The sequence below is a fragment of the Leclercia sp. 1548 genome (assembly GCF_050435045.1).
Taxonomy (GTDB): Bacteria; Pseudomonadota; Gammaproteobacteria; order Enterobacterales; family Enterobacteriaceae; genus Enterobacter; species Enterobacter adecarboxylatus.
This window is the reverse complement of record NZ_JBNDJP010000001.1, coordinates 312,748-339,267: the sequence shown is the minus strand read 5'-3', so window position 1 is coordinate 339,267 and position 26,520 is coordinate 312,748. Positions and strand designations below refer to the sequence as shown.

At 56.9% G+C, this 26,520-nt stretch carries 25 protein-coding genes and 2 tRNA genes; 15 read left to right on the top strand and 12 right to left on the bottom strand.

The window, feature by feature from the left end; translation table 11 throughout:
- The first annotated feature begins 145 nt into the window (after window positions 1-145).
- The 6 genes from ABIE02_RS01685 (at window position 146) to ABIE02_RS01660 (ending at window position 6,203) form a co-directional block, all read left to right on the top strand.
- A complete protein-coding gene (locus ABIE02_RS01685; protein ID WP_059308127.1) occupies window positions 146-1,216 on the top strand; it encodes a LacI family DNA-binding transcriptional regulator in 1,071 nt (356 codons plus the stop codon).
- The gene (locus ABIE02_RS01680) at window positions 1,213-2,184 is read left to right on the top strand and encodes a nuclear transport factor 2 family protein (protein ID WP_059308126.1); all 972 of its coding nucleotides are present in this window, start codon (window positions 1,213-1,215) and stop codon (window positions 2,182-2,184) included. The genes ABIE02_RS01685 and ABIE02_RS01680 overlap by 4 nt, the downstream gene beginning before the upstream one ends.
- Window positions 2,185-2,315: 131 nt before the next feature.
- Window positions 2,316-3,455 (top strand): ester cyclase, encoded by a 1,140-nt coding sequence (locus ABIE02_RS01675; protein WP_032617790.1) that lies wholly within the window; start codon window positions 2,316-2,318, stop codon window positions 3,453-3,455.
- Entirely contained in the window at window positions 3,455-4,765 is a 1,311-nt protein-coding gene (gene hisD / locus ABIE02_RS01670; RefSeq protein WP_336994705.1) for a histidinol dehydrogenase, read from the top strand. Before ABIE02_RS01675 ends, hisD begins: the two co-directional genes overlap by 1 nt.
- A gap of 66 nt (window positions 4,766-4,831) precedes the next feature.
- A complete protein-coding gene (locus tag ABIE02_RS01665; RefSeq protein WP_429211202.1) occupies window positions 4,832-4,960 on the top strand; it encodes a hypothetical protein in 129 nt (42 codons plus the stop codon).
- A gap of 31 nt (window positions 4,961-4,991) precedes the next feature.
- Window positions 4,992-6,203 carry an amidase gene (locus ABIE02_RS01660; RefSeq protein ID WP_429211201.1) on the top strand — a complete coding sequence of 404 codons (1,212 nt, stop codon included), beginning with the start codon at window positions 4,992-4,994 and terminating at the stop codon, window positions 6,201-6,203.
- Here the strand turns inward: ABIE02_RS01660 and ABIE02_RS01655 are convergent.
- Complete coding sequence (locus tag ABIE02_RS01655; protein WP_032617794.1) at window positions 6,190-7,800, bottom strand: FAD-NAD(P)-binding protein; 1,611 nt, start codon at window positions 7,798-7,800, stop codon at window positions 6,190-6,192. The genes ABIE02_RS01660 and ABIE02_RS01655 overlap by 14 nt on opposite strands.
- Before the next feature lie 297 nt (window positions 7,801-8,097).
- Between ABIE02_RS01655 and ABIE02_RS01650 the strand changes: the two genes are divergently transcribed.
- Genes ABIE02_RS01650 through ABIE02_RS01635 form a run of 4 tightly spaced genes read left to right on the top strand, consistent with a single transcriptional unit; the run spans window position 8,098 to window position 12,814 of the window.
- Complete coding sequence (locus ABIE02_RS01650; RefSeq protein ID WP_336994704.1) at window positions 8,098-10,497, top strand: DMSO/selenate family reductase complex A subunit; 2,400 nt, start codon at window positions 8,098-8,100, stop codon at window positions 10,495-10,497.
- Complete coding sequence (locus tag ABIE02_RS01645) at window positions 10,481-11,113, top strand: DMSO/selenate family reductase complex B subunit (protein WP_059308121.1); 633 nt, start codon at window positions 10,481-10,483, stop codon at window positions 11,111-11,113. The genes ABIE02_RS01650 and ABIE02_RS01645 overlap by 17 nt, the downstream gene beginning before the upstream one ends.
- Complete coding sequence (locus ABIE02_RS01640) at window positions 11,106-11,939, top strand: dimethyl sulfoxide reductase anchor subunit family protein (protein WP_150870646.1); 834 nt, start codon at window positions 11,106-11,108, stop codon at window positions 11,937-11,939. Before ABIE02_RS01645 ends, ABIE02_RS01640 begins: the two co-directional genes overlap by 8 nt.
- A complete protein-coding gene (locus ABIE02_RS01635; RefSeq protein WP_336994703.1) occupies window positions 11,939-12,814 on the top strand; it encodes a 4Fe-4S binding protein in 876 nt (291 codons plus the stop codon). The genes ABIE02_RS01640 and ABIE02_RS01635 overlap by 1 nt, the downstream gene beginning before the upstream one ends.
- Window positions 12,815-12,875: 61 nt before the next feature.
- Here the strand turns inward: ABIE02_RS01635 and ABIE02_RS01630 are convergent.
- The 3 genes from ABIE02_RS01630 to mdtK all read right to left on the bottom strand — a co-directional run bounded on the left by ABIE02_RS01630 (window position 12,876) and on the right by mdtK (window position 14,565).
- Window positions 12,876-12,952 (bottom strand) — tRNA-Val (locus ABIE02_RS01630).
- A gap of 11 nt (window positions 12,953-12,963) precedes the next feature.
- Window positions 12,964-13,040, bottom strand: a tRNA-Val gene (locus ABIE02_RS01625).
- A gap of 151 nt (window positions 13,041-13,191) precedes the next feature.
- Window positions 13,192-14,565, bottom strand: coding sequence for an MdtK family multidrug efflux MATE transporter (gene mdtK / locus ABIE02_RS01620; RefSeq protein WP_164540211.1), 1,374 nt, complete (start codon window positions 14,563-14,565; stop codon window positions 13,192-13,194).
- A 222-nt stretch (window positions 14,566-14,787) separates the two neighbouring features.
- Between mdtK and ABIE02_RS01615 the strand changes: the two genes are divergently transcribed.
- A complete protein-coding gene (locus ABIE02_RS01615; protein ID WP_032617799.1) occupies window positions 14,788-15,432 on the top strand; it encodes a riboflavin synthase in 645 nt (214 codons plus the stop codon).
- Between the two features lie 33 nt (window positions 15,433-15,465).
- Here the strand turns inward: ABIE02_RS01615 and cfa are convergent, their stop codons facing one another.
- Both cfa and punC read right to left on the bottom strand, forming a co-directional pair.
- Complete coding sequence (gene cfa / locus ABIE02_RS01610) at window positions 15,466-16,614, bottom strand: cyclopropane fatty acyl phospholipid synthase (protein WP_059308118.1); 1,149 nt, start codon at window positions 16,612-16,614, stop codon at window positions 15,466-15,468.
- 276 nt (window positions 16,615-16,890) lie between these two features.
- Window positions 16,891-18,087, bottom strand: a complete 1,197-nt coding sequence (gene punC, locus ABIE02_RS01605) for a purine nucleoside transporter PunC (RefSeq protein WP_429211197.1) — start codon at window positions 18,085-18,087, stop codon at window positions 16,891-16,893.
- Between the two features lie 115 nt (window positions 18,088-18,202).
- On the opposite strand from punC, the gene punR reads away from it, so the two are divergent.
- A complete protein-coding gene (punR, locus tag ABIE02_RS01600; protein ID WP_032617803.1) occupies window positions 18,203-19,135 on the top strand; it encodes a DNA-binding transcriptional activator PunR in 933 nt (310 codons plus the stop codon).
- On the opposite strand, the gene purR is transcribed toward punR, so the two are convergent.
- Window positions 19,132-20,157 carry an HTH-type transcriptional repressor PurR gene (purR, locus tag ABIE02_RS01595; RefSeq protein ID WP_032617804.1) on the bottom strand — a complete coding sequence of 342 codons (1,026 nt, stop codon included), beginning with the start codon at window positions 20,155-20,157 and terminating at the stop codon, window positions 19,132-19,134. The genes punR and purR overlap by 4 nt on opposite strands.
- Window positions 20,158-20,452: 295 nt before the next feature.
- Here purR and ABIE02_RS01590 point away from each other — a divergent pair, with 295 nt between their 5' ends.
- On the top strand, window positions 20,453-20,542 hold the full coding sequence (locus ABIE02_RS01590) for a YnhF family membrane protein (protein WP_032617805.1): 90 nt from the start codon (window positions 20,453-20,455) through the stop codon (window positions 20,540-20,542).
- 164 nt (window positions 20,543-20,706) lie between these two features.
- Entirely contained in the window at window positions 20,707-21,873 is a 1,167-nt protein-coding gene (locus ABIE02_RS01585) for an MFS transporter (protein ID WP_429211194.1), read from the top strand.
- A gap of 37 nt (window positions 21,874-21,910) precedes the next feature.
- Here ABIE02_RS01585 and sodB read toward each other — a convergent pair whose 3' ends face one another.
- A complete protein-coding gene (gene sodB / locus ABIE02_RS01580) occupies window positions 21,911-22,492 on the bottom strand; it encodes a superoxide dismutase [Fe] (RefSeq protein WP_032617808.1) in 582 nt (193 codons plus the stop codon).
- Window positions 22,493-22,614: 122 nt separating this feature from the next.
- A complete protein-coding gene (locus ABIE02_RS01575; protein WP_032617809.1) occupies window positions 22,615-23,418 on the bottom strand; it encodes a C40 family peptidase in 804 nt (267 codons plus the stop codon).
- A 337-nt stretch (window positions 23,419-23,755) separates the two neighbouring features.
- Here ABIE02_RS01575 and grxD point away from each other — a divergent pair, with 337 nt between their 5' ends.
- A complete protein-coding gene (gene grxD / locus ABIE02_RS01570) occupies window positions 23,756-24,103 on the top strand; it encodes a monothiol glutaredoxin 4 (protein WP_032617810.1) in 348 nt (115 codons plus the stop codon).
- Window positions 24,104-24,148: 45 nt separating this feature from the next.
- Here the strand turns inward: grxD and rnt are convergent, their stop codons facing one another.
- The 3 genes from rnt to ABIE02_RS01555 form a co-directional block, all read right to left on the bottom strand.
- Complete coding sequence (gene rnt / locus ABIE02_RS01565) at window positions 24,149-24,799, bottom strand: ribonuclease T (RefSeq protein WP_032617811.1); 651 nt, start codon at window positions 24,797-24,799, stop codon at window positions 24,149-24,151.
- Between the two features lie 96 nt (window positions 24,800-24,895).
- Complete coding sequence (gene gloA, locus ABIE02_RS01560) at window positions 24,896-25,303, bottom strand: lactoylglutathione lyase (protein WP_032617812.1); 408 nt, start codon at window positions 25,301-25,303, stop codon at window positions 24,896-24,898.
- Window positions 25,304-25,386: 83 nt separating this feature from the next.
- The gene (locus ABIE02_RS01555) at window positions 25,387-26,484 is read right to left on the bottom strand and encodes an alkene reductase (protein WP_077226656.1); all 1,098 of its coding nucleotides are present in this window, start codon (window positions 26,482-26,484) and stop codon (window positions 25,387-25,389) included.
- Between the last annotated feature and the right edge of the window lie 36 nt (window positions 26,485-26,520).

Genomic DNA, 26,520 nt, shown 5'->3' with positions numbered 1-26,520 from the left:
TTGCATACGCATGCAAAGATGGTGTAAGTATAAAAAATACCCGCTTCCTGAGGCACCGTTTTGCGGGGAACAGGGCGGCAGTTCGGTTTAACGTCTTGAATCTGTGCCAGAATGGGGAAGCGAAAGGGATAAGGAACACAGAGTAATGAAACGTAAGACTTTTACAGCGGTGACCTCACAACAGGTGGCGCAACTGGCGGGCGTATCACAGTCGGCAGTCTCCCGCACCTTCACGCCCGGGGCGAGCATTTCACCGGCCACCCGTGAGAAAGTGCTGAAGGCGGCGCGGGAGCTGGGTTACCGGCCAAACGCCATAGCGCGTTCGCTCAACACCGCCCGCTCGCGGATCATCGGCGTAGTGATCTCCTACTTTGATAACCAGTTTTACCCGCAGGTGCTGGAGGCGCTGGCGCAAAAGCTGGACACGCTGAATTATCACCTGCTGCTGTTTGTCGGCGATCGGGAAGGAAACGTTGACCGCATTTTCGACCAGATCATGCAGTACCGAGTGGACGGGATTGTGCTGGCCTCGGTGACGCTGTCGCTGGATCTGTCGGAGGAGTGTCTGGCTGCGGGCATCCCGGTGGTACTGTTTAACCGCAGCGAAGAGAGCGGCATGGCCTCGAGCGTTAACAGCAACAACGAGGCGGCCGCCCGGCAGATTGCCGAATTTTTACTGGCGGCAGGTCATCAGCGGTTTGCTTACGTGGGCGGCGTGGCGGATTCGTCCGTCAACCTGGCCCGTCAGCGGGGGTATCTGGCCGCTCTGCAGGAGCAGGGGGTGGAGGACGTCCGGGTGGTTAATGGTAACTACGATGCGCAGCAGACCGCCCGCGCGGCATACGCGCTCTTTTCTGCCTCGCCCGCACCGGATGCGATCTTTGTCGCCAACGATCATATGGCCGTCATCGTGATGGACGTGGCGCGTTACGAGTTTGGCCTGCGCATCCCGGAGGATGTCTCCATCATTGGCTATGACGATATCGGCCCGTCCGGCTGGGCCTCATATGCCTTAACGTCGGCCTCGCAGCCGGTAGAGGCGATGGTTGCCGCCACGGTGGATCTCTTGCTGAAGCAGATCGACAGCGGCACTATTGAACCCGAACAGGTTATCGTCCCGGGCCGGCTGGTGGTTCGCCACTCTGCGCGCCGCCCGCATAGGGGCACTATCGACGCAGAGGGTAATTACGTGTTCCAGACCCAGGAGGACAAATGAGCAGATTGCCAGGATTCAGCCCCCAGTTCGACTCCATTCAACAGTTTATTCGCACCCTGACGCACGTGGTCTGGGAGCAGAAGGACATTGGTCAACTGGCTGACTTTTACGCCACGCCGGTGGTCTTTATCACCCCGGAGAAACAGCTCACCGATCTGCCGCAATTTATGCGCCTGACGCTGGAGGCGATGCACAGCTTCCCCCAGCGCACCGTGCTAACGGAAGACATCCTGGCGACGCAAAACCCAGGCGATGAGCATTACGCCGCCCAGCGAACCATCGCCTGTATTCGCCATCAGGGAGAGGGCTTCTTTGGCCCGCCGACCGGGAAAACCGTCTGGGTGCGCACCTGGGCAGATCGTATTTGCGCCGAGGGGGCGGTGCGCCAGGAGTGGCTGCTGCAGGACCGGGCAGCAATAGTGGCGCAGCTGGGGCTTAACGTGCAGGAGTTTGCCCGCAACCTGGGGGTTATGCAGAATCAACTGGGGATTGCCCGCGAAAGTGCCGAAACGCTCGACGCCCGCTGGGCGGGTGGGCCGGAAGGTGATGATGTTGAGGGGCCTGTCGCCGGCGTGGTGGAACGTTATCTGACCATGTGGGCGGGAGGCAACAGTGGTACTGTGCCGGGCCTGTACCATCCTGCCGCCACGCTGTATGCGCCGGGGCACAGCATCGGCACCGGAGAGCAGGAGATCGCCGCGCTGCTGTCAGGCTACCGGGCATCCTTTGCGGACAGCGAAGTGCAGCTGCACCACCTGATCGTGCGCCGGGATCCCAACGAGCCGGTGCGCATTTCGCTGCGCTGGTCGCTCCTGACCTGGCACGACGGCTACGGTAAATTTGGCGTGCCAACCCGTAAACCGGTCTCCATTACCGGTATCAGCCAGCTTGAATTACGTGATGGTTTAATTATTCGCGAATATCTGGGTATTGATGAATTAGCTATCTGGTCACAAATCGTTAATTAAGCGGAGGTAAGTCTCCGCACTCTTTCTTATCTGAACGTGTGTTAAATCCGCCGCAATATTTATTGCGGCTCACTTCTCCATCCATTTCGGGTGCGGGATCGTATTGTCTGAAAACAGAAGCAGGAGATCGCATGTCTTCAACCGAAGCAACAAATAAAGCTCCAGCCGTACCTGAGAAAAATAATAAACTTATCCGCGAAGAACCCGTATTACAGGTTGAGCGCCGGGACTTTATCGATTTAGTGCCGGAGAAACGCCAGCGCGTACAATCATTACGGGGGTTCGATGATTGTTATACCGATATTGTCGATTACATCGTGCGTTGCACCCATAAAATATGGGATGAACGCGACGTGGGATTAATTTATACCCATTATACGCACAACTGCGTCTTATATAACGCGCTGGGCACGCTCTATACCCGCGAGCAGGTGGTGCAGGATACGCTTCAGCGCCTGGTGGCGTTCCCGGAACGCCGCGGCATGGCGACGCAGGTTATCTGGAACGGCAACGACGTCGATGGCTTCTATACCTCGCACCTCGTGACCGGCAGCGGCCGCCATACCCAGTTCAGCCATTTAGGTAAACCGACCAACCGCACCTTCGTTACCCGCACCGTGGCCGACTGCATGATCCACGAAAACAAAATCTACCGGGAGTGGGTGGTGAGCGACAACATGTCGCTGATGAAGCAGTTGGGGCTGAACACTGACGAGATTGCCTTCAACATGGCGAAGGAGCAGTTCGATAAGGGCTTTCGCGTCACCGACATCGGCGAAAATGGCCGCATGCTGGGGCAGTATCCCCCGGAAATGGTCTGTGATGTCTCCATTGCCCATACCGATACCGAAGAGCAGTGCCTGCGCTGGCTGCACGAAATCTACAACCGCCGGATGCTGGGCAAAATCAAAGAGGTCTATGCGCCGAACGTCCAGTGGCACGGCCCGCTGATGAAAGAGCTTTACGGCACGGCTTCCGTGACGCACCAGACGCTGGCGCTGATCGGCATGATCCCCGACGGCGCCTGGCTGCCGCAGCATATCTGCTCCAACCCGTGCGATGAGGGCGGCACCAAAGTGGCGGTTCGCTGGATCATTGAGGGCCATCATCTGGGCTATGGCGAGCTGGGTAAACCGACCGGCGAACGCCTGTTCGTGATGGGCATGTCTCACTACCACATTATCAACGGCAAAATCGTCGATGAGTGGGTAATTTACGATCACCTGGCGCTGCTGGCGCAAATCAAACTGGGTCAAATGGAGGAAGCGTAATGTCTGTACAGTCAATTGTTGACCAGGTGAGCTGGATCAAACGTCCTCAGGGGCAGGATGCCCAGGCCGACCGGTCGTTAACCGACACGGTAAGCGCCATTATTGAACGTGTTAAGGCTGAGGGCGACGAGGCGCTGAAAGCCTTCTCACAACAGTTTGATAAGGTGGTTCCGGCGCAGTTTGAAGTCACCGCCCACGAGATCGAAACGGCGCTCAGCGAGTTGGATCCCCAGACCCGCCGGGACAGCGAATTTGCTATCCAGCAGGTGCGCCGCTTTGCCGAGGCCCAGCTCGCCACCATGCAGCCGCTGGAGGTTGAAACCCTGCCAGGCGTCCATCTCGGGCACCGCATTATTCCCGTCCAGACGGTGGGATGTTATGTGCCAGGGGGCCGCTACCCGATCCTCTCCGCGCCGGTAATGTCGATTGTGCCTGCCACGGTCGCCGGTTGTGAACAGATTATCGCCTGTTTGCCGCCCGGGGCGCACCCGGCGATGATTGCGGTCTGCCATCTCGCAGGCGCACACCGGATCTTTAAAATTGGCGGCGCGCAGGCAATCGCCGCTATGGCCTGGGGAACCGAGAGCGTGCCGGCGGTGGATAAAATCGTCGGGCCGGGTAACGCCTTTGTCAACGAGGCCAAGCGCCAGGTCTTCGGCAAAGTGGGGATTGATGCCCTGGCCGGGCCGAGCGAGATCTTTACCATCGCCGACGACAGCGCCGATGCGCGCATTATCGCCGCCGATCTGCTGGCTCAGGCCGAGCATGATGTCCATACCCGCGTGGGGCTGGCGACCACCAGCCAGTCGATTGCCGAGGGCGTGCTTGCGGAAATCGAACGCCAGCTGACATCACTGCCTACCGCCGTCACCGCGAGCGAAGCCTGGCGTCGCCAGGGCGAAATTGTGGTCTGCGACAGCGAAGAGCAGCTGATTGCTTTTGCCGATTATATGGCGACCGAGCATCTGCAGGTGCATACCCGGGATCCACACGGCACGGCATCGAAAATCCGCAACTACGGATCGCTGTTTATCGGGCAGAATGCGAGCGTGGTGTTCTCAGACAAATGCTGCGGCACCAACCATACCCTGCCGACCATGGCGGCGGCGCGTTATACCGGTGGGTTGTGGGTGGGGGCTTACGTTAAAATCTGTACCCACCAGTGGATCGACGAGCAGGGTATTGCCGCGATTGCGGAACCGGCGATTCGCCAGAGCCGTACCGAGGGGATGCAGGGGCACCGTCGTGCCGCAGAGATCCGTCTGCGCCCGCACGATCTTGATGCCATCACCTCCGGGCTGCGGGACTAAATGCAACGGGAGGTCGGGCGCGGGCCTGGCCTCCGGCATGGCGGCGTTGAACAGGAAGAGAACCCTATGCAAAAAATGCGGCTGATACCACCTGAGGACTGCGTTGCGGAGATAACCCGGCGGCTGGCCATTATTGACGCGCACCCGCAGCTGAATGCCATTCTCGGGGTGAACCCGGCGGCTGGCCATTATTGACGCGCACCCGCAGCTGAATGCCATTCTCGGGGTGAACCCGGCGGCCCTGGCTGAGGCGGCGGCGAGCCAGAAACTGCGGCGTCGCGGCCAGCTTACCGGGCCTCTGCACGGCGTGCCGGTGATCGTGAAAGATAACATTGCCTGCGCCGGGCTGCCCCTGACGCTGGGTTGCGCCTCGCTGGCTCAGCTGCGGGCGACCACCGATGCCCTGGTGGTCCGTCGCCTGCGCGAAGCCGGGGCGATTATTCTGGCCCGGGCGAATATGTCTGAGTTTGCCTTTGACGTCCGCTCCCGCAGCTCGCTGGGGGGCGACGTGCGCCACCCGCGGTTTCCGGCCATTACCGCAGGCGGCTCCAGCGGAGGCAGCGCTGCGGCGGTGGCGGCCGGGATGGCGGAAGGGGCGCTGGGCACCGATACGGGCGGATCGATCCGTATTCCCTGTAGCTATACCGGGCTGGTGGGGTTAAGGCCGCGGGTGCGCAGGGCGCAGATGCAGGGCATTGCCCCCCTCTCCCTGAGTAAAGATACGGTGGGGCCGATGGTGCACAACGTGCAGGACGCGGCCCTGCTGCATGCGATCATCCATGGTCAGACGTCGGGGGCCGTTACACCGTTGTCGCTGAAAGGCGTGCGCTTGGGAGTGATCCGTGCTCTGGAGGGAGAGGACCCTGAACAACTGGCCGTCTGGTATGACGCCATCGCAACCCTGAGACGGCACGGCGCCACCGTCGTCAACGTTGCCCTGCCAATCCTGCCTGAAGTGGCCCGAGCCACATGCCTGAGCCTGTATGAGTTTCGCGTGGCGTTTGACGCCTGGTTACAGCAGCATCCGGGCGCACCCGCGGATCTGAACGCGATTATCGCCTCGGGGCAGTTTTTGCCGGAATTCATGCCGCTTCTGACGCAGATGATCGCCAGCGAAAGGTTAAAAACGCCCCAGTGGCTGGCCGGACGGCAGCTGCGGCGTCGGCTGCGCCATACCCTGGGCCTGCTGGCGGAGCAGGGGCGGCTCGACGGTTTTCTCTATCCGACGGTCGGCCGGGTTCCGGTAAGCCTTGAGAAAATGCCGCCCGGCTGCGCGCCTGAGCTGGCGGCCATCAGCGGATCCGCCGCTATCACGCTTCCCTGCGGCACAACACGAACCGGCTTTCCCGTGGGACTGGAAATTCTCTCCCCCGCCGGGGAGGAATCAGCGCTGCTGGCGCTGGCAGCCGCCTGCGAAACCGCGTTTACTCTGCCGTAAAGGGCAGCCGTCTGCGCACGCGCGAGGCGGGTTGCACCGCGGCTTTAGCCATTGCCTCACCGATTTCGGCGCACACCACCAGTCCCTGCACAAAGGGGCGATCGTGCATCAGGTACGGCAGAGCGCCGAAGGCAATTTTTCCGCGCAGGTAGTCAGGGGCGAGCAGGGTGTAATCGTCGCCCACCTCGGGGATATCTTCTCCGGCAGACTCCAGCTGGTGGCGCAGGACCGGGAACGGCAGGTCTTTCGTTTTGAGCGGTTGCTGCCCGCGCGCATCAATAAACACATCGAAGTACCAGGCTTTACCCTGGGCATGGATCACCGTCCGGTCCTCTTTTAAGGCCAGTTCATAATCGGGACCCAGGGTAAGAATGCTGATAATGCCGGCTTCGCGCAGGGCCAGCAGTCTGCGGATCGACTGGGACGGGATTGCCGCATAGTTGTCGATGAAAATACGCGCCAGACCCGACTTAAAGCGCTCTCTGTCCTGTTCAGTCAGGTGGGGCACAATTTTCTCAACGGCCTCGTGCAACCGCAGGATCGTATAGCGCCACGGCACCGTGCGTTTGTCGCGCTTGTTGCGTTCCACTTCATCAAGATTTGAGACCGCCCAGCGGAACGGGCCGTGTTTTTCTCTGTCGGCAAACCAGGCCTCACGAATACTATCGGCCGTGAGGGAGTGCAATGCCACCGCCTCGCTCCACTGCGGGTCAGCGTTCTGCAATTCGGCCACGATAAGATCAAAGATGCGGTCGAGCAGACCCTCCGAACCCTGTGCGATAGCAGCGTCTATCGCCGTTTCCGTGGCGATGGTTAATGGCTCGTAAGGGATTGGGCAGTAAAAGTCGGCTTCAGGCAGGATACCCGAACGGGACATCAGCACGATCTTCAACGCCTCGCTGCCTTCATCCAGCTGGTAATGGATCTGTTCATTATCGGTCTCAATGAATTTGCCATGCTGGACGGCGACAGCCATTGCCGCGTCCAGGCCACTCAGCGAGGTGCCCATAATCCCCACGTTGCAGGCGCGAATGTCGGCCTCCATCAGCCCGGACCAGGGGCTGGGGAAGTAGGAACGCGACGTGGTGTCCTCATCAGGCCAGACGTGCCCGGTGGCGATAACGGCCAGATCGAACAGCTTCGGTGCGGCGTCATCGTCAGTCAAAATATTGACCCCGTCAGGGGTGGCTTCCACGTCGGTAACCTGACAGGACTCGCGCACCTCGACGTCGAAACCCGCTTTTTTCGCCTGCTCCACAAGAAGCAAAAACTGATCGCGAAAATACTCCCCCAGCAGAATGCGCGGCAGGAACTGGCGCACGTGCAGGGTCGATTTCTCCACGCCGTAGCGCGCCAGATGCGCATCGTCCTGGCTGCGCAGCCAGTCAATGTAAGTGGAAAAAATAGGCGGGATTTCAATGCTGGCAATATTGGCCAGCATCAGTCTTGAATTGTCTTCGTCGCTGTAGGGCATGCCGACGCCCGCTTTTTCAGTCTGCTCATAAACGGTGATGCAAAGCGGCGTCCGTTGGTTCAGTAGCGAGAAAAACGTATAAATGCCGGTCGGCCCTGCGCCGATAATTGCGATCCTTTTCATCAGTGCTTACCCTTTTTTGCCTGCCTGCAGCGTTGCCTCAGGCACACATATTATTAATCCATGAAAAATAAGTGTGGATGAAAACGCAAAATGAGCAAACCGGCAGCACAGGGATACCTCTAAATCATTAGTTTTATGAATGTGTATCTAAGGTGGTATTCATGTACTCGATTGTTTTAGTTGAATAAAGTAAAAATAACGCATCTGGCGAGCAGCACTTTTTCTCTATTGATTCATATCAATTACCAAATTGGGGTTATAGGGAAGAATGCACCTCTTTTTTTGAGAGGGAACAACATGTCAGAACGCAAAGAAAAAAGGGACGCGCTTTTTCCCGAAATCACGCGCCGAGGACTGCTGAAGGCCAGTTCCGCCCTGGTGACGCTGCCCTTTGTGATGTCCGGCAAGTCTTTTGCCGCCAAATCCGAAGCCGCTACGACGGCAGAGGCCGCTGGCTCCACTGAGCGTGTTGTCCAGACCTGCAGCACCTTTGACTGCGGCGGTAAATGCGATATTCGCGCCCACGTCGCTGACGGTGTGGTCACGCAAATTACGACGCGCCCGGATAGCGCGCTCGATCCCGAGATGCCCGTCATGCGCGCCTGCGTGCGCGGCCGCAGTTACCGTAAATTTGTCTATCACCCGGATCGGCTGAAATATCCGATGAAGCGCGTGGGCAAGCGGGGAGAGGGGAAATTTGAGCGCATCTCCTGGGACGAAGCCACTACGCTTATCGCCAACAATCTGCAACGCATTACCGCCAAATATGGCCCAGAGAGCCGCTTTGTGCACAACAATACCGCGACCAGCGGGGGCACCTTCTCTGGCGATAAAATGATGCGTCGTCTGCTCAATCTCACCGGCGGTTATCTGGAGTATTACCACTCGGTGAGTATGGGCAACACGGCCGCCGCCACGCCTTATACCTATGGCACGGTCGCCAGCGGTAACTCGCTGGATACCCTGGCGGACACGAAGCTGGTGATCCTGTGGGGGCACAACCCGACGGAAACCATTTTCGGGCATACCAATCACTATTTTCAGCAGATGAAGCAGAACGGCACGCGCTTTATCGTCGTCGATCCGCGCTACTCCGATACCGTGGCATCGCTCGCCGATGAGTGGATCCCGCTGCTGCCCGCCACCGATAACGCGCTGATGGACGCGATGATGTACGTCATCGTCAGCGAAAATCTGCATGATAAAGCCTTTATCGATCGCTATACCCTGGGCTTTGACGAGACGTCTATGCCGGAAGGCGTGCCTGCCAACGAGTCGCTGGTGGCCTATCTGATGGGCAAAAAAGACGGTCAGGTTAAAACCCCTGAATGGGCTGAAAAGATTACCCGTGTCCCGGCACAAACCATTCGCCAGCTGGCGCGCGATTATGCCAACACCAAACCGGCAGCGTTAATTCAGGGCTGGGGGCCGCAGCGACATAACTGTGGTGAACGTACCGCCCGTGGCTCGACGCTGCTGGCAACCCTCACCGGTAATGTCGGGATCAAAGGCGGCTGGGCGGCAGGCTACGGCGGCTGCGGCAACCGTAAGTTCGCGGCAGGCCCGGAGATGCCAGATAACCCGGTCAAAGAGAGCATCTCGATCATGAACTGGGTGCAGGCCGCCGACGATGCCAACAAAGTGACGCCAGAGGCGGGGCTGAAAGGGGCAGATAAGCTCAAAAGCAATATCCGCATCCTCTTCTCGCTGGCAGGCAACTACCTGGCGAACCAGAACCCGGATCTGCATCAGGCGGTGAAGGTGCTGGAGGACGAGTCGAAAATCGAGTTTATCGTCGTTAGCGATCTCTATATGACGCCAAGCGCCCGCTATGCGGATCTGTTATTGCCGGAAACCAGCTTTATGGAACGCTGGAACATCGGGGAAACCTGGGGGACGGCAAGCTACCTGATCCTGTCAGAAAAACTGATTGAGCCAGAGTTTGAACGCCGCTCTGACTATGACTGGCAGCGTGAAGTTGCCGCTAAACTGGGAATGGAGCCGCAGTTCAGCGAAGGCCGTACCGAGCAGCAGTGGATTGAACATATCTGGGAGCAGACCCGCCTCTCCATGCCAGATGAGCATCTGCCGACGTTCGCTGAGCTGCGGGAAAAACGCCAGCATCTCTTTAAGAGCAAGCCGCATGTGGCCTTTGAAGACAACATCCGCGATCCGCAGAATCATCCCTTCCCGACGCCATCCGGGAAAATTGAGATCTTCTCGAAGCGTCTGTACGACATGAATAACCCGGAAATACCGGCGCTGTCGCATTATGTTCCGGCCCATGAAGGCCCGGAGGATAGGCTGGCGAAGCAGTTCCCGCTCCAGCTGATCACCTGGAAAGGGAAAAACCGCGCCAACTCCACGCAGTATGCCAACCCCTGGCTGCAGGAAGTGCAGATCCAGAAGCTGTGGATCAACCCGGCGGATGCCCAACAGCGGGGGATCCGTCAGGGCGATACCGTGCGTATTCACAACCAGCGCGGCGTCTGCCAGGTCCCGGCGGAAGTCACCATGCGCATCATGCCTGGGGTGGTCGCCATGCAGGCCGGCGCCTGGTGGCAACCGGATGCCGAAGGCGTCGACCACGGCGGATGTGCCAACGTGCTGAGCTCTGCACGTATTACTCCGCTTGCGAAAGGCAATTCTCATCAAACCATGCTTGTGGAGGTCGCAAAGTATGAGTCAGCAGTATAAGGAATACCCACCGGTCAGTGATAAGCAGCTTGGCTTTTTCATTGACTCGTCACGCTGCTCCGGGTGTAAAGCCTGCCAGGTGGCCTGCAAAGATAAACATAACCTTGAGCCAGGACGCCGTTTTCGCCGCGTCTATGAGGTGAAAGGCGGGGGCTTTATCCCGACCGGGCAGGGCGGATTTGCCAATAACGTGTACGCCTACACTCTGTCGATCTCCTGCAACCACTGCGCCGATCCGATTTGCACCAAAAACTGCCCGACCACGGCGATGCATAAGCGCCCGGGCGATGGCATTGTCCGCGTTGATACCAACAAATGCGTTGGCTGCGGGTACTGCGCCTGGTCCTGCCCTTACGGTGCGCCGCAGATGAATGAAGAGACCGGGCAGATGTCAAAATGCGATTTCTGCGTGGATTTGCAGGCCAAAGGCGAGCAGCCCATCTGCGTCGCTACCTGTCCACTGGGGGCGATTAAGTTCGGGCCAATTGAGGAGCTGCGCGCGAAGTACGGCAATCTCTGCGACGTGCAGGGCCTGCCGGCGTCATCCATTACGCAGCCTAACCTGGTGATTAAGCCGCATCAGGGCGCAGAAAAAGAGGAAAACCCGCATGCATGAGTTACCGCTCCTGATCTTTACCCTGCTGGTGCAAGGCTCGGTTGGCATGGCCGTCTTTCTGACCTTATCCGCCCGCGCGGCGTCGCGCATACCGGAGGTTAAACACCAGCTGTTGCCTGGCATGTTGCTAGCCTGCGTGGTCGGGGGGCTGGGGCTGATGGTCTCCACCCTGCACCTTGGCTATCCGCTGAATGCGTTCAATGCCCTGCGCCACGTCGCCAGCTCCTGGCTGAGCCGTGAAATTGTCTTTGCCAGCGTCTATCTGGCGGCATTGGGGCTATGTACGTTGGTTATGATGGTCAAAAAACAGCTAATTCCGCTGTTGCTCCCCCTGGCCGCCGTGCTGGGACTGATTGATGTCTGGTGCATGAGTGCAATCTATGCCCATACGTCGGTTATTACCTGGAGCCATTTCAATACCTGGCTGATGTTTTACGGTGCCGTTGGTGTGCTGGGCGCGGTGGCGGTGGCATGGCTGCCGATACTGAAAGCACGCTCCATGGCCCGGGATCGACAGGCCGTGATGCGCTTCGCCGCGGTAGTGGTGGTGTCGATTGTGGCGATCCGTCTACTGGCGCAGCCGGACTATATGGCTTATCTGGCGAGCGCCAGCCTGAGCGGCATTGTCACCTTACCGCATCAGCCGTTGGAGAGCTTCACCCAGTTAAGCGGTCTGCGGCTGTTTAGCTGGACCTTATCCGTACTCGGCGCGCTGCTGTTTGCCGTTGGCGCATGGCGTCAGGGCAAGTCCGGGATGGTCTTTGGCAGTCTGCTGCTGGTGCTGTCTGAAGTGTTGTTCCGCTTTATCTTCTTCAGCATTAACTGATGGCGCTATTTCGCCTGTCACACCCCCCCGCGCCGCCTGGCGTGGGGGAACCCTGTTTACGCAACTTGCTTCCTCGCCACGACTGCCAGGCATGCGTGGCGGCATGTCCGGTGCAAGCCATTACTGCAACGGCCAGCACGCCGTCCATTGACGAGGGGGAGTGCCTGCAATGTGGCCGCTGCCTGTTCGTCTGTCCGACGGATGCGCTGCAAAACATTCGCCCTGAAACCCGCCGCTTTACCGGAACAACCCTGGTGGCGCCATTTTCCACGCTGGAGCCGTCTGTTGATGAGTTACTGATGTGGCATCAGCAGCACGGGATCCGGGCGGTGGAAATGGAGATGGATAAGTTTCCCGGCTGGGTGCGTGCCGTTGCGGCATTGAATATCCAACTCCGGGAGTTAAATGCCCCCGTCTGGCAAATCCTCCCCCCGCAGCAAAAAGCGATCAACGCGGCGCGCCGACACTTTATCAAAGCCAATGAGGTGGACGTAGAGTCTGCCACTGCGCGTACCGGGCGACGGGCACGTCGTCAGGCTTTTTCCACACTTAGCGAGTATCACCTGGCACTGGACAGGGCCTTGTGTACGGCCTGCGGTGCCTGCGCCAGGATCTGTGGGGAGAACGCGCTGAGCCTGAACGAAGGGGCGCTGACGTTTTCATCTTCATCCTGCACCGGCTGTAACAGCTGCGCCGTGGTATGCCCTGTGGACGCTATTCGTATCGCCCGGCAGTTGAGTGAAAACAGGGTGTTACGCTTTGAATGGATAGAAAAATCCTGCCGTTGCTGTCAGCGTGAATTTTATACCTTTACCCCGGAAACGGAACAGTGTGCGGTATGTCAGCGGCATAAGTACGGTATGCGGGAAGCATAAAAAATCGATTAACAGGGACGTTTATAAGGAAGAGAAAGGTATTGCTGAGAACTTACTGAAATGGTGCGTCCGAGTGGACTCGAACCACCGACCCCCACCATGTCAAGGTGGTGCTCTAACCAACTGAGCTACGGACGCACTGTAGAGAATGGTGCGTTCAATTGGACTCGAACCAACGACCCCCACCATGTCAAGGTGGTGCTCTAACCAACTGAGCTATGAACGCATTGTTGTGTGTGACAACGGGGACGAATATTAGCGGCAGTGCGGGCATCAGGCAAGAGGGAAACTGCAAATTTCTTCACGATTTCACGCGATTGCTTCATTCCCGCGCAAAATGCGGAGAAAGTAGCCGCCCGCAGGCGGCTACTGCGCAATTAGCGTGCAGCGCGTTGCAAAATCACGCTCGATGGCTGGCGTTGCAGGAAACGCATGCGCAGCATCATCATGATCGCGGCTGAGGTTAAGCCGATAATAAAGCCCATCCAGAAGCCGGCAGGACCCATCCGATCCACCACCAGGTCGGTGAGGGCGAGAATATAACCGCTCGGCAGCCCCAGCACCCAGTAAGCGATAAAGGTGATAAAGAAGATCGAGCGAGTATCTTTATAGCCACGCAGCACCCCGCTGCCGATGACCTGGATGGAATCAGAGATCTGATACACCGCCGCCAGCAGCATCAGCTGGGAGGCGAGGAGCACCACTTCCGGGTTGTCGTTATAGAGCAGGGCGATCTGTTCGCGTAACGCGACCGTGAACAGCGCGGTGCAGACTGCCATGCACACCCCGACGCCAATCCCGGTGCGTGCCGCGGTTTGCGCATCCAGGGTCGACCCCTGACCAAGGCGATACCCCACGCGAATGGTTACGGAGGCTGCGAGCGAAAGCGGCAGAACGAACATCAGCGAACTGAAGTTAAGGGCGATCTGGTGACCTGCCACATCCACGATCCCCAGCGGAGAAACCAGCAGCGCAACCACCGCGAACAGTGTCACTTCGAAGAACAACGCCAGCGCGATAGGTAGGCCCAGCTGCACCAGACGCTTAACCACCGGCATGTCCGGCTTGCTGAAGCCAGCTTCGTAGCGAATATCGCGCATTGACCGGGCACGTTTCACATACGACAACATGCTCAGGAACATCACCCAGTAAACCGCCGCTGTCGCTACGCCGCAGCCAACACCGCCCAGCTCAGGCATGCCGAAATGACCATAAATAAAGACATAGTTCACCGGAATATTCACTAACAGCCCGATGAATCCCATTACCATGCCCGGTTTGGTCTTTGCCAGACCTTCGCACTGGTTACGCGCCACCTGGAAGAATAAATAACCTGGCGTCCCCCAGAGCAGGGCGCGCAAATAACCGACGGCTTTATCGGCCAGGGCCGGATCAATATTGCGCATGGCGTGAATAATATAGCCCGCGTTCCACAGGACGATCATGATCAGCACTGAGACAAAACCGGCCAGCCAGAAGCCCTGGCGGATCTGGTGGGCGATACGCTCCCGGCGCCCGGAGCCATTGAGCTGGGCAATAGTCGGGGTTAAGGCCAGCAGCAGGCCGTGACCGAATAAAATTGCCGGCAACCAGATAGAGGTGCCAATGGCTACCGCGGCCATATCGGTGGCGCTGTAGCCCCCCGCCATGACGGTATCAACGAATCCCATTGCGGTTTGGGCAATTTGCGCGAGTATTACCGGGATCGCCAGAGCTAATAACTGACGCGCTTCAATGAAGTACTTCTGCACGTAAACACCTTTGATATTGTTGTTATTTGAGATAAAAAAAGCCGCTGCGAAAAACAGCAAGAAGAAATGCGGGGGAATTCCAGCTATTGTAGCGGGGATGCGCCAATTATCTAGTGAAAAAATCGCCAGAAAAGGTGGGGTACTGGCAACCTCTATTTTCAACTGTTATTGTGGTGCGATAAAACGGTGTCATCACCGAAGGAACAAACAGGAGTCGTAAGCATGTTTACTGGTATTGTGCAGGGCACCGCGAAACTGGTGTCCATTGATGAAAAACCCAACTTCCGAACCCATGTTGTGGCCCTGCCGGATGAGATGCTTGATGGGCTGGAGACGGGAGCATCGGTTGCACACAACGGTTGTTGCCTGACGGTCACCGAAATTAACGGAAACCTGATCAGTTTCGACTTAATGAAAGAAACGCTGCGCATCACCAATCTGGGCGAGCTGGCTGAGGGTGATATTGTTAACGTTGAGCGCGCGGCGAAATTCAGCGATGAAATCGGCGGCCATTTAATGTCGGGCCATATTATGACCACGGCAGAAATCGCCAAAATCCTGACCTCGGAAAATAACCGTCAGATCTGGTTTAAAGTTCAGGATCCGTCCTTAATGAAATACATCCTCTATAAAGGATTTATTGGCGTGGACGGTATCAGCCTGACGGTGGGTGAAGTAACACCAACTCGTTTCTGCGTACACCTGATCCCGGAGACGCTGCAGCGCACCACCCTCGGGAATAAAAAGCTGGGCCATCGGGTTAATATTGAAATCGATCCGCAAACCCAGGCGGTGGTCGATACCGTTGAACGCGTGCTGGCGGCCAAAGAGGCCGCAGCCATCCAACAGACGCTCAACGACGCGTAATAAAAAACACCCCGGCTTGCCGGGGTGTTTTGTTTAGCGAGCCACCCGCAGGCCGTGCTCCACGCCGCGGCTGAATACCACCTGCCACAGATGAATATCGCGGGCGCGAAACGCCCCGGCACAAGCATTCAGATAATAGCTGAACATCCGTTTAAATCGTTCAGAATAGTTGTCTGCGATCTCCGGCCAGGCGGCGAGGAAACGTTCATGCCATGCCATCAACGTCGTATCGTAGTCAGCGCCAAAATTATGCCAGTCCTCCATCACAAAATGGGGTTCACTGGCATTTGCAATCTGGCGAACAGAAGGTAAACAGCCATTCGGAAAGATGTATTTATCGATCCACGGGTCAACGCGATGATCGGTTTTCTGTGAACCTATGGTGTGCAACAGAAACAGACCATCCGGCTTCAGGTTATGGTCCACGACTTCGAAATAGGTGCGGTAGTTCTTTGGTCCGACATGTTCGAACATCCCCACGGAGACGATACGATCAAACTGATCGCGCAGGTCGCGGTAATCCTGCAGCAGAATGGTGACATCCAGACCGGCACAGCGCGCCTGCGCCAGACGTTGCTGCTCCGCTGAAATGGTCACGCCCACCACGCTAACGCCGTAATGTTTAGCCATAAACTCAGCCAGACCACCCCAGCCGCAGCCGATATCCAGCACCCGCATGCCGGGTTTCAGCTGCAATTTTTCGCAGATAAGACGGAGTTTATCCTGCTGCGCCTGTTCAAGGGTGGTAGCCTCTTTCCAGTAACCGCAGGAGTATTGCATGGTGGGGTCGAGCATCCGGCTGAACAGGTCATTACCCAGATCGTAATGCTCTTTACCGACGATCCAGGCGCGCTTTTTACTTTGCAGGTTGAACAGGCGGGCAGTGGCGATCCGAAGCGTATCCTTCAGGTGGCTGGGCAGTTGCGTTTCCAGGCCAGCGCGTAAGACGTTATGGAAAAAAATATCCAGCCGCTCGCACTCCCACCAGCCGTCCATGTAGCTCTCGCCAAGACCCAGCGAGCCTTGCTTCAGGACGCGTTTAAAAAAATCCGGGTGTTTAACCTGTAGATCGGAGGATGCCGGGCCGTTGATGGTGATACCTGCGCGGCTCAGCAATTCATTGACTATACGGAACCAGTCATCGTTCCGTATGCTGACTTCTTCTATACACGATGAACTCATAGCTTCTCCATCACCTGATGTAATCAGAATCCATAAACAGCGTAGATGCTCTTTATGGAGAGTGATAAATCTCACGGGAACCGTGAGGCTAATATCCGACGTAGAACAGAGGAAGGGAGGGGACCCTTGCCGAAAGGCCATCCATGGAAAAACGGGAGCACTCCGGCTCCCGTTAATACATAATATTTTAGTATTTATCAGAACGCTTCAGTCAGTATAGGACTGATATCGCACTGATTCAACAGGGTATCGTTAGCAAGCTAACGGCTTATTTTGTTATACCCGGGTCGATTCAGCTTGCAGACTATTATCCTGCTGATCAGCACGCACATACTGCATCCGATAGCCAAGCGCCGCCAGCACCACGGTTGCCACCATCACGCTGGTGGTGGTCAGCAGCGGGGTGGCAATCAGCCACGACACCAGCAGACTCGCCAGGAAGCAGAGGCCGAGCTGTAACGTGTTTTGCAGGGCAGCGGCACTGCCCGTCGCCTGTGGGAAAGGACGCAGTGCCTGCGCCACCACAATCGGGTAGATTGCACCGTTCGCCACCGCCATCAGGCAGAAGGGGATCAGTAACTCTGCCAGGCTCGCGCCCGGAATAAACCCAACCGCCCAGGTGCCGATTACGCTAAGGGCAAACAGACCCAGCAGCCACGGCAGCATCTGATTACCCTGCCATTTTTGCAGCGCGGCGCGGCAGCCATAGCCACCAATCAGGAACGCAATAGTCTGCGGCACATAGCTCAGGCCAATCACCGCCGGGCTGTAGCCCATGTCGCTAAGAATAAACGGCGAGCCGGTCAGCCAGGCGAAGAAGCTCGCTGAGCAGGCGGCGTAAATCAGCACGTTCCCGCGGTAGGTGCGCGAACGTAACAGCGATAAAAAGGTTACGCGTTCTTTGGGTTGCTCATTTTTGATCGTCGCTGGCTTCAGGCTTAAGGCCGGGATCATCAGTACCAAAGTGATCACAAACAGCACGGCGAAAATTGCCTGCCAGCTAAAGTGGGAGAGGATCCAGCTACCGAGCAGCGGTGCCAGGGCCGGAGAAAGCCCGACCAGCGGCATGATGGTGGCGAAGATACGGTTGGTGCGCGACGCCGGGTAATAATCGGTGACCAGTGCCTGCCAGGTGACCGCCGCAGCGCAGACGCCTACCGCCTGGATAAAGCGCAGCACCAGCAGCCAGGTCGCATCGCGAACCCACAGCATGCCGAGGCAGCCGAGGGCGAAAATGGCTAAGCCCGCCAGCAGCACCGGCTTACGTCCGAAGCGGTCGGACATCGGTCCCCACAGCAACTGGGCAAAGGCAAACCCGGCCAGAAACAGGCTCAGGCTGGCGCTGATCGCAGCCGCAGGGGTTTGCAGATCCGCCTGCATAATCGAGAAGGCAGGCAGATACATATCGGTGGCGAGAAAGCCCAGCACGCTTAAGCCGCCGAGCCAGACTAAAAATCCTTTCCCGGGTTTCACTGTTTTATTTTCCTTATGGGCGCAGGTTGTCATTGCCGCAAAGTGTAGGGAGTGCAAACAGGCTTGTGAAACGCTAATATTTGGCGGTTGCGTTCAAAAATTTTGCAGGCAGAAAATGTGGTCAGAATATTCTCTTGAAGTGGTGGATGCGGTCTCGCGTAACGGCAGTTTCAGCGGTGCTGCGCAGGAGTTGCATCGCGTACCTTCAGCCATCAGCTATACCGTGCGTCAACTGGAGGAGTGGCTGGCAGTGCCGCTGTTTGAGCGTCGCCATCGCGATGTGGTTCTCACCCCGGCCGGGCTGTGGTTTCTGAAAGAGGGGCGGTCTGTTATCAAAAAAATGCAGATCACCCGCGAACAGTGTCAGCAGATCGCCAATGGCTGGCGCGGGCATATCTCTATTGCGGTGGACAACATTGTTCGTCCCGAGCGCACCCGCCAGATGATTGTCGATTTTTACCGCCACTTTTCTGACGTTGAGCTGCGGGTTTCTCAGGAGGTCTTCAACGGCGTCTGGGATGCGCTGGCAGACGGCAGGGTTGAGATGGCGATAGGTGCCACGCAGGCGATCCCGGTAGGCGGCCGCTATGCGTTCCGCGATATGGGAATGCTGAGCTGGTGCTGCGTGGTGGCCAGCCATCATCCTCTGGCTGCTCTGGACGGGCCGATCAGCGACGATATTCTGCGCAACTGGCCGTCGCTGGTACGAGAAGATACCTCCCGCTCACTGCCGAAACGGATCACCTGGCTGCTGGATAACCAACGACGAATTGTCGCGCCGGACTGGGAATCGTCCGCCACCTGCCTCTCGGCAGGATTGTGCGTGGGCATGGTGCCGGTTCATTTTGCGCGCCCGCAAATTGCCAGCGGGAAATGGGTAGAGCTGGCGCTGGAGAATCCCTTCCCGGATGCGGCGTGCTGCCTGACCTGGCAACAAAACGATATGTCACCGGCCCTGGAATGGCTGCTGGATTATCTGGGAGACAGTGAAACGATGAACAGGGAGTGGCTGCGGGAGCCAGAGGTGCTGGCTCCCGGAGAAGATTAACGGCGATAGTCGCGGAACGGACCATCCGCAACGGAACGGCGTTCAATCAGGCGCGGATGCACTTCAATTGACTGGGACTCTTCGCGCTTGTTGACGATACGGTCCAGCAGCATGTTGAAGGCGGTCTCCCCCAGCGAATCTTTTGGCTGGTGGATGGTGGTCAACGCCGGGGTAAAGAAGCGCGCGTTGCGCACGTTATCATACCCGATCAGCGAAACGTCCTGTGGGACGCGCAGGCCCATCTCATCGGCGGCACAGAGCGCACCCATGGCCATAATATCCCCGCCACAGAAGATGGCAGTAGGGCGCGGGCTTTGGGAGAGGATCTGCTGCATTGCGCGGTAGCCGGACTCCGGTTCAAAGTCGCCCTGCACGATCCAGCTCTCTGGCACGGTGATCAACGCTTCTTCCATGGCTTTCATAAAGCCCGCCAGACGGCCGGCACCGGTGTTGCGCTCCAGCGCGCCCGGGATCACGCCGATTTCGCGGTGACCGCGTTCGATGAGATAACGACCGGCCATGTAGCCGCCTTCAAAAGCGTTATCGATCACCGAGTCGGTGAAGTCGGCCTTCGCTTCGCCCCAGTCCATCACCACCATAGGTATATTGCGATACTCTTCCAGCATAGACAGCAGCGATTCCGGGTATTCGGAACACATCACCAGCAGACCATCGACGCGCTTTTGCGCCATCATCGACAGATAAGCCCGCTGTTTTTCGAGGCTGTTCCACGCGTTGCCGAGGATCAGGGTGTAGCCTTTCTGGAAGCAGTTCTTCTCTACCGCTTCAATAATTTCTGCGAAATAGGGCGCTTCGCTGCTGGTTGCCAGCAGGCCGATCGATTTAGTGTGATTGACCTTCAGACTGCGGGCCACGGCGCTGGGTGAGTAATGCAGCTCTTTAATGGCCGCCCAGACATTATTACGGGTCTCTTCCGCGACAAAGCGGGTTTTGTTAATAACATGTGATACGGTTGTAGTGGAAACGTTTGCGCGTTTCGCCACGTCTTTAATTGTTGCCATCAGATGTCACTCCAGACCATATCTAAGCTCCTGAAAAACCGGTAGGTAAACGTTTGCCTTCACTCGCCCTAATTGCGCAATTTGAATTGCGGTACGCCGGGAAAACGACACAGGACGTCAGGAGGGGGTCAATGGCCGGTACGCTAATAAATTTAGCGTGGAATTTTGTCTTATCTTGGCCAAAAGGGGAAGAGCAAAAAACGATATCAATCTAAATCCAGCAAGATTTTTACCCTGAACTGTGTAAAAATGAGCAGGCTCACTCTTCATAGGGTGATTAAAAGGAGAAAAATTGATGAGTACCGATCTTAAGTTTTCGCTGATTACCACCATTATTGTTCTGAGTCTGATTGTCGCCAGCGGTCTGGTTGCGGCACTGCACTGATTGATGCGGGAGAGGCAGCTCTCCCTCGTTCCTTTACGCTGATTGTTACGCGCCCTGCAAAAATCTTTTGCTAAATTGTTAACTTCTCATTTTTTGTGATTGATGTCATGCTTTCGCCTTCATTGTTCTGTGTCGCCCGACGACACGGTGTCTGGAGTTGAAGTATGAGAATCAATTTTCCGCTGCTGGCCCTTGCCATCGGTGCCTTTGGTATTGGTACCACCGAATTTTCGCCGATGGGTCTGCTGCCGGTTATCGCCCGAGGGGTAGATGTTTCCATTCCCGCGGCAGGCATGCTGATCAGCGCCTATGCCATCGGGGTGATGGTGGGGGCACCGTTGATGACGCTGCTTCTGTCGCATCGGGGCCGCCGTAACGCCCTGATCTTCCTGATGGCGATCTTTACTGTCGGCAACGTGCTGTCGGCGCTCTCCCCGGACTACACCACCCTGATGCTGTCACGTATTCTGACCAGCCTGAACCATGGCGCATTCTTTGGCCTCGGGTCGGTGGTGGCAGCCAGCGTGGTGCCAAAGCATAAGCAGGCCAGCGCCGTAGCCACCATGTTTATGGGGCTGACCATCGCCAATATTGGCGGCGTGCCTGCCGCAACCTGGATGGGTGAGGCGATTGGCTGGCGGATGTCCTTCCTGGCCACCGCGCTGCTGGGCGTGGTGTCGATGATGGCGTTGTTCTTCTCTCTGCCTTCTGGCGGTGCGGGTGAAAAGCCGGAAGTGCGCAAAGAGCTGGCGGTCCTGCTGCGTCCACAGGTGTTATCAGCCCTGCTGACCACCGTCCTGGGGGCCGGTGCGATGTTCACTCTTTATACTTATATTGCCCCGGTGCTGCATGACCTCAATCAGGCGACGCCGGCCTTTATCACCGCCATGCTGGTGCTGGTTGGCGTCGGCTTTTCCCTCGGCAACTATCTGGGCGGCAGGCTGGCGGATAAGTCCGTGACCGGCACCCTGAAAGGCTTTTTACTGCTGCTTATCGTGATCATGCTGGCGATTCCGTGGCTGGCGCGGAATGAGGTGGGCGCAGCCGTGGCGATGGTGATATGGGGTATGGCGACCTTTGCGGTGGTCCCCCCGCTGCAGATGCGCGTTATGCGCGTGGCCAGCGATGCGCCAGGGTTATCTTCTTCGGTGAATATCGGTGCCTTTAACCTGGGGAATGCGCTGGGGGCGGCGGCCGGAGGGGCGGTTATTTCTAGCGGGATGGGTTACAGCTTCGTTCCGGTAATGGGGGCGAACATTGCCGGTCTGGGGCTTATTCTGGTCTTGGCCTCCGGGCGAAAACAACCTGAACCGGTTTGCGCGACCGAGTAAAAAAATAACGCCGAAGGAGTTTCCTTCGGCGTTTTGTTTATGCCGCGAAGTTCTTCGCAACAAATTCCCAGTTTACCAGCGCCCAGAAGTGCTCCAGGTAATTTGGGCGCGCATTACGGTAATCGATGTAATACGCATGTTCCCAGACGTCAACGGTCATCAGCGGCGTGGCGCTGGTGGTTAATGGCGTCCCGGCGTTGGAGGTGGAAACGATAGCCAGCTTGCCGTCCGCTTCTTTGACCAGCCAGGTCCAGCCTGCGCCAAAGTTCTTCACCGCCGCATCAGTAAACTTCGCTTTAAAATCCGCAAAGCTGCCGAATGCAGCAGTAATGGCTGCCGCCAGCTCGCCCGTTGGCTCGCCGCCTGCATTGGGTGCCAGGCAGTTCCAGTAGAAGGTGTGGTTCCACACCTGAGCGGCGTTGTTAAACACGCCGCCTTCGGAGGTGCGTACGATCTCTTCCAGGGTTTTCCCTTCGAATGCGGTGCCGCCGATCAGGTTGTTCAGGTTGGTGACATAGGTCTGGTGGTGTTTGCCGTAGTGATATTCCAGGGTCTCCGCCGAAATATGCGGGGCCAGGGCGTCTTTTGCATACGGTAATGCAGGTAATTCAAACGACATTGCTACTCTCCTTATTATAGTGATCCATTTAATAGCCATACTAAATGAAGGGATAGAGTAGCAAATTGAAAGGCCATGCAAAAGAGGAACTTACCCCGCCAGCGTACTGGCGGGGCAGGGGATTAACGGAGGGTGTTGGCCTTCATTACGCGACGCGCGCCGACGTAATGACGCTGCCAGTAGTCTTCGCTGAGGGAAGTAATCTGGATGTCCTGGCCGGTGCGTGGCGACTGAATAAATTTGCCATTGCCGACGTAGACGCCGACATGATCCGCCGTACCCCGACCCTGGGTGCGAAAGAACACCAGGTCACCGCTCTCCAGCTCACCGCGATCGACCGGTGAGGCGTCACGCAGGTGGTACATTTCGTTAGCGGTACGTGGAATGCGGAATTTAACCAGATCTTTATAGGCGTAATAAACCAGGCCGCTGCAGTCGAAGCCGGTACGCGGCGACGAGCCACCCCAGCGATAAGGTTTACCAATCTGGCCCATCAGTTTATTCATTGCCGTTTTCTGGGCTTTTTGCACCCGGACTTTATGCGCCTCGGCAAGGGTGGTCGTTTTACTGGTTTTCACGCAGTGCGTTTTGCGCCCTTTACGGGTGGTGCATTTTTCTGTCACAACGCGGGAGGCGGTTTGCGTGGTTCGGCTGGCACTGCGTGAGGAGGTTCGGCTTTTTTTGCTGGAATTTGTTGACTGCGTTTTAGCGAGGCTTTTTTTAGTGCTGCTTTTTTTACTGGTGCTCTCTTTTTTTGTGGTTTTGCTGGTACTGCTTTTTTTCTTGGGTTCGGTTGCTTTTGCCAGATGCGTTTTATGCGCGGCAGAAGGCCGCGCCTGCTCTGAGGCGTTAGCCATCGGTGTGCAGGTGAGAGACGTAAACAGCAAGGCACAGAGCGTGATCGAGAATGTATTTATTCGCGCCACTGGGCAATCCCCTGGTAATAGCAGGTTATAAATAAACCTGCGTATGATTTACAAAACTCGTCGATTCTAATCTATAAAAAGGCCCGACGTTAATAAACTTTTTGCATCTAAAACCACGTTTCGTTAGCTAGCGCAAAAATATCACTCTTTCACCTGGGCATTTTGTGTATTAGCTGAACAAAACCGCAGGTAATCGCGCGATAAGGTCGTTTCTGAATGCAACTTTAAGGGGCGCGCGGTAAAATCATATAAGTGACAAAAATGTTATTTTCCGTTGTCGGTCTGAAACGCTACAATGTCAGACGATTGCCGTAACAGAAGTTTAAGGAAGCAAAACATGAGTACTACTATTGAAAAAATTCAGCAGCAGATTGCTGAAAACCCGATCCTGCTGTACATGAAAGGTTCTCCGAAACTGCCAAGCTGTGGTTTCTCCGCTCAGGCGGTCCAGGCGCTTTCTGCCTGTGGCGAGCGTTTTGCTTACGTTGATATTCTGCAGAACCCGGATATCCGCGCTGAGCTGCCAAAATACGCTAACTGGCCGACCTTCCCGCAGCTGTGGGTTGATGGCGAACTGGTAGGTGGCTGCGACATCCTGATTGAGATGTATCAACGCGGTGAACTGCAACAGCTGATCAAAGAGACAGCTGCGAAATACAAATCTGAAGAGCCAGGCGCCGAGTGATCCACCGGGCCAGGTAAATAAAAAGCGACCAGAAGGTCGCTTTTTTTATGCGTCGTTATCGGCTTCCGGCAGCGGCCAGCCACCGAGGCGTTTCCAGCGGTTTACGATTTCACAAAACAGTTCCGTTGTGCGCTCGGTATCGTAGAGGGCAGAGTGCGCCTGGGTACCGTCAAACTCAATGCCGGCAGTGATGCAGGCTTTCGACAGCACGGTTTGCCCCAGTGCCAGCCCGCTTAACGCGGCGGTATCGAAGGTCACAAACGGATGGAACGGGTTTCGCTTCAGTGAGGCGCGCTCCGCGGCGGCCATCATAAAGCTGTGATCGAAGGTTGCGTTGTGCGCCACCATAATCGCGCGGTTACAGTTCTGTTCTTTCATGCCCTTGCGCACCATTTTGAAAATGGCATGCAGCGCCTCATATTCACTGACCGCCCCGCGCAACGGGTTATGCGGGTCAATGCCGTTAAACGCCAGCGCCTCTGGCTGCAGGTTCGCCCCTTCAAAAGGTTCAACGTGAAAATGCAGCGTGGAGTCCGGCAACAAATCGCCCTGTTCATCCATTTTCAACGTGATGGCGGCAATTTCCAGTAGCGCATCGGTTTTGGCGTTAAATCCAGCGGTTTCGACATCAATGACTACAGGATAAAAACCACGAAAACGGTCGCACAGACCGGTAAGTTGAGCGTTATCGGACATCTGGATCTCTTACAAGGGGAAAAAAGCAGTGCGCATTATGGCAAATTTTGCAGTGAGATGCAGTAAAACAAAGGGCGCATGGCGCGCCCTCAAGGATCAGTTGCCCAGACCGCGGCCCGCGTCTTTGGCTTCGATCAGTTCGATTTTATAACCGTCTGGATCTTCGACAAAAGCGATCACCGTGGTGCCGCCTTTAACCGGACCCGCTTCGCGAGTCACGTTGCCGCCGTTGCTGCGGATACGCTCGCAAGCTTCTGCCGCGTTATCCACTTCCAGCGCGATATGACCGTAGGCGGTGCCCAGCTCGTACTGCTCAACACCCCAGTTATAGGTGAGTTCAATAACGGCTTCGTCGCTCTCAGGGCCATAACCGACAAACGCCAGGGAGTATTTGTACTCCGGGTTTTCGCTGGTACGCAGCAGGGTCATGCCCAGCACGTTAGTGTAGAACTCGATGGAACGTTGCAGATCGCCAACGCGCAGCATGGTGTGAAGTAGGCGCATATTATCCTCTTAGCTTTTTATCATCTTGAACAGAAACGATGTTTTAGTATAGCGGCGAAAGGTCGCCGCTATCAATGAAGGGATTATAAAGAAGGGTAGTCGGTATAACCTTCAGCGCCGCCGCCGTAGAAGCTCTCCGGGCGCTGCGGGTTCAGCTCGGCTTTGCGCTCCAGGCGCGCGACCAGGTCCGGGTTAGCGATATAGGCGCGGCCAAAGGCCACCGCATCAATCAGCCCTTTGTTGATCAGGTCTTCTGCTTTTTCTGGCGTATAAGCGCCTGCACCGATGATCACACCCGGGAACACGTCCCGCACTTTCTGGCGGAACGCGTCGGTGTAAGGCTCACCACCGGCCCAGTCAGGCTCGGACATGTGCAGGTACGCAATGCCGCGTTTAGCCAGCTCTTTAATCAGGTACAGTGCGTCGGCTTCTTCGTTCGGGCCATTATCGACATTCTGGAAGGAACCGATTGGCGAGACGCGGATCCCGATGCGATCGGCGCTCCACTCTTTGGATACGGCATCAATCACTTCCAGCACCAGACGGGCGCGGTTCTCTACGCTGCCGCCGTACTGATCGGTACGCTGGTTAGAGGACGGAGACAGGAACTGGTGCAACAGATAGCCGTGGGCACCGTGCAGCTCAACCATGTCGAAACCGGCTTCACGGGCGTTGGCGACGGCCTGACGGAAATCGTTGACGATGCCCGGGATCTCGTCCAGCTCCAGCGCGCGCGGCGTGGTGGTATCGACGCGAATGGCATGACCGTTTTCATCGCGCAGGGAGGTACGGGTTCCTGCGTTGAGGGCAGAGGCTGAAACCGGTGCCTGGCCGTCAGGCTGGATGCTGCTGTGAGAGATGCGGCCAGTGTGCCACAGCTGCACTGCGATGCGACCGCCTTCGGCATGCACGCCGTCGGTGATTTTCTTCCACGCTGCGATCTGCTCCGGGCTGTGCAGGCCAGGTGCGCCAGCATAGCCTTTGGCCTGGGCGGAGATCTGGGTAGCTTCCGAGATGATCAGACCCGCGCTGACGCGCTGGCGATAGTATTCGCCCATCAGCGGCGTCGGGATATCGCCCGGCTCAATGCTGCGCAGACGGGTAAGAGGCGCCATGAAGACACGGTTTGGTGCAACGATCGCGCCCACGTTAAGCGGGGTGAATAATTTTTCGGCTGACATAGTGGCTCCTGAGTAGACCGGTCGTCTAGTAAATCG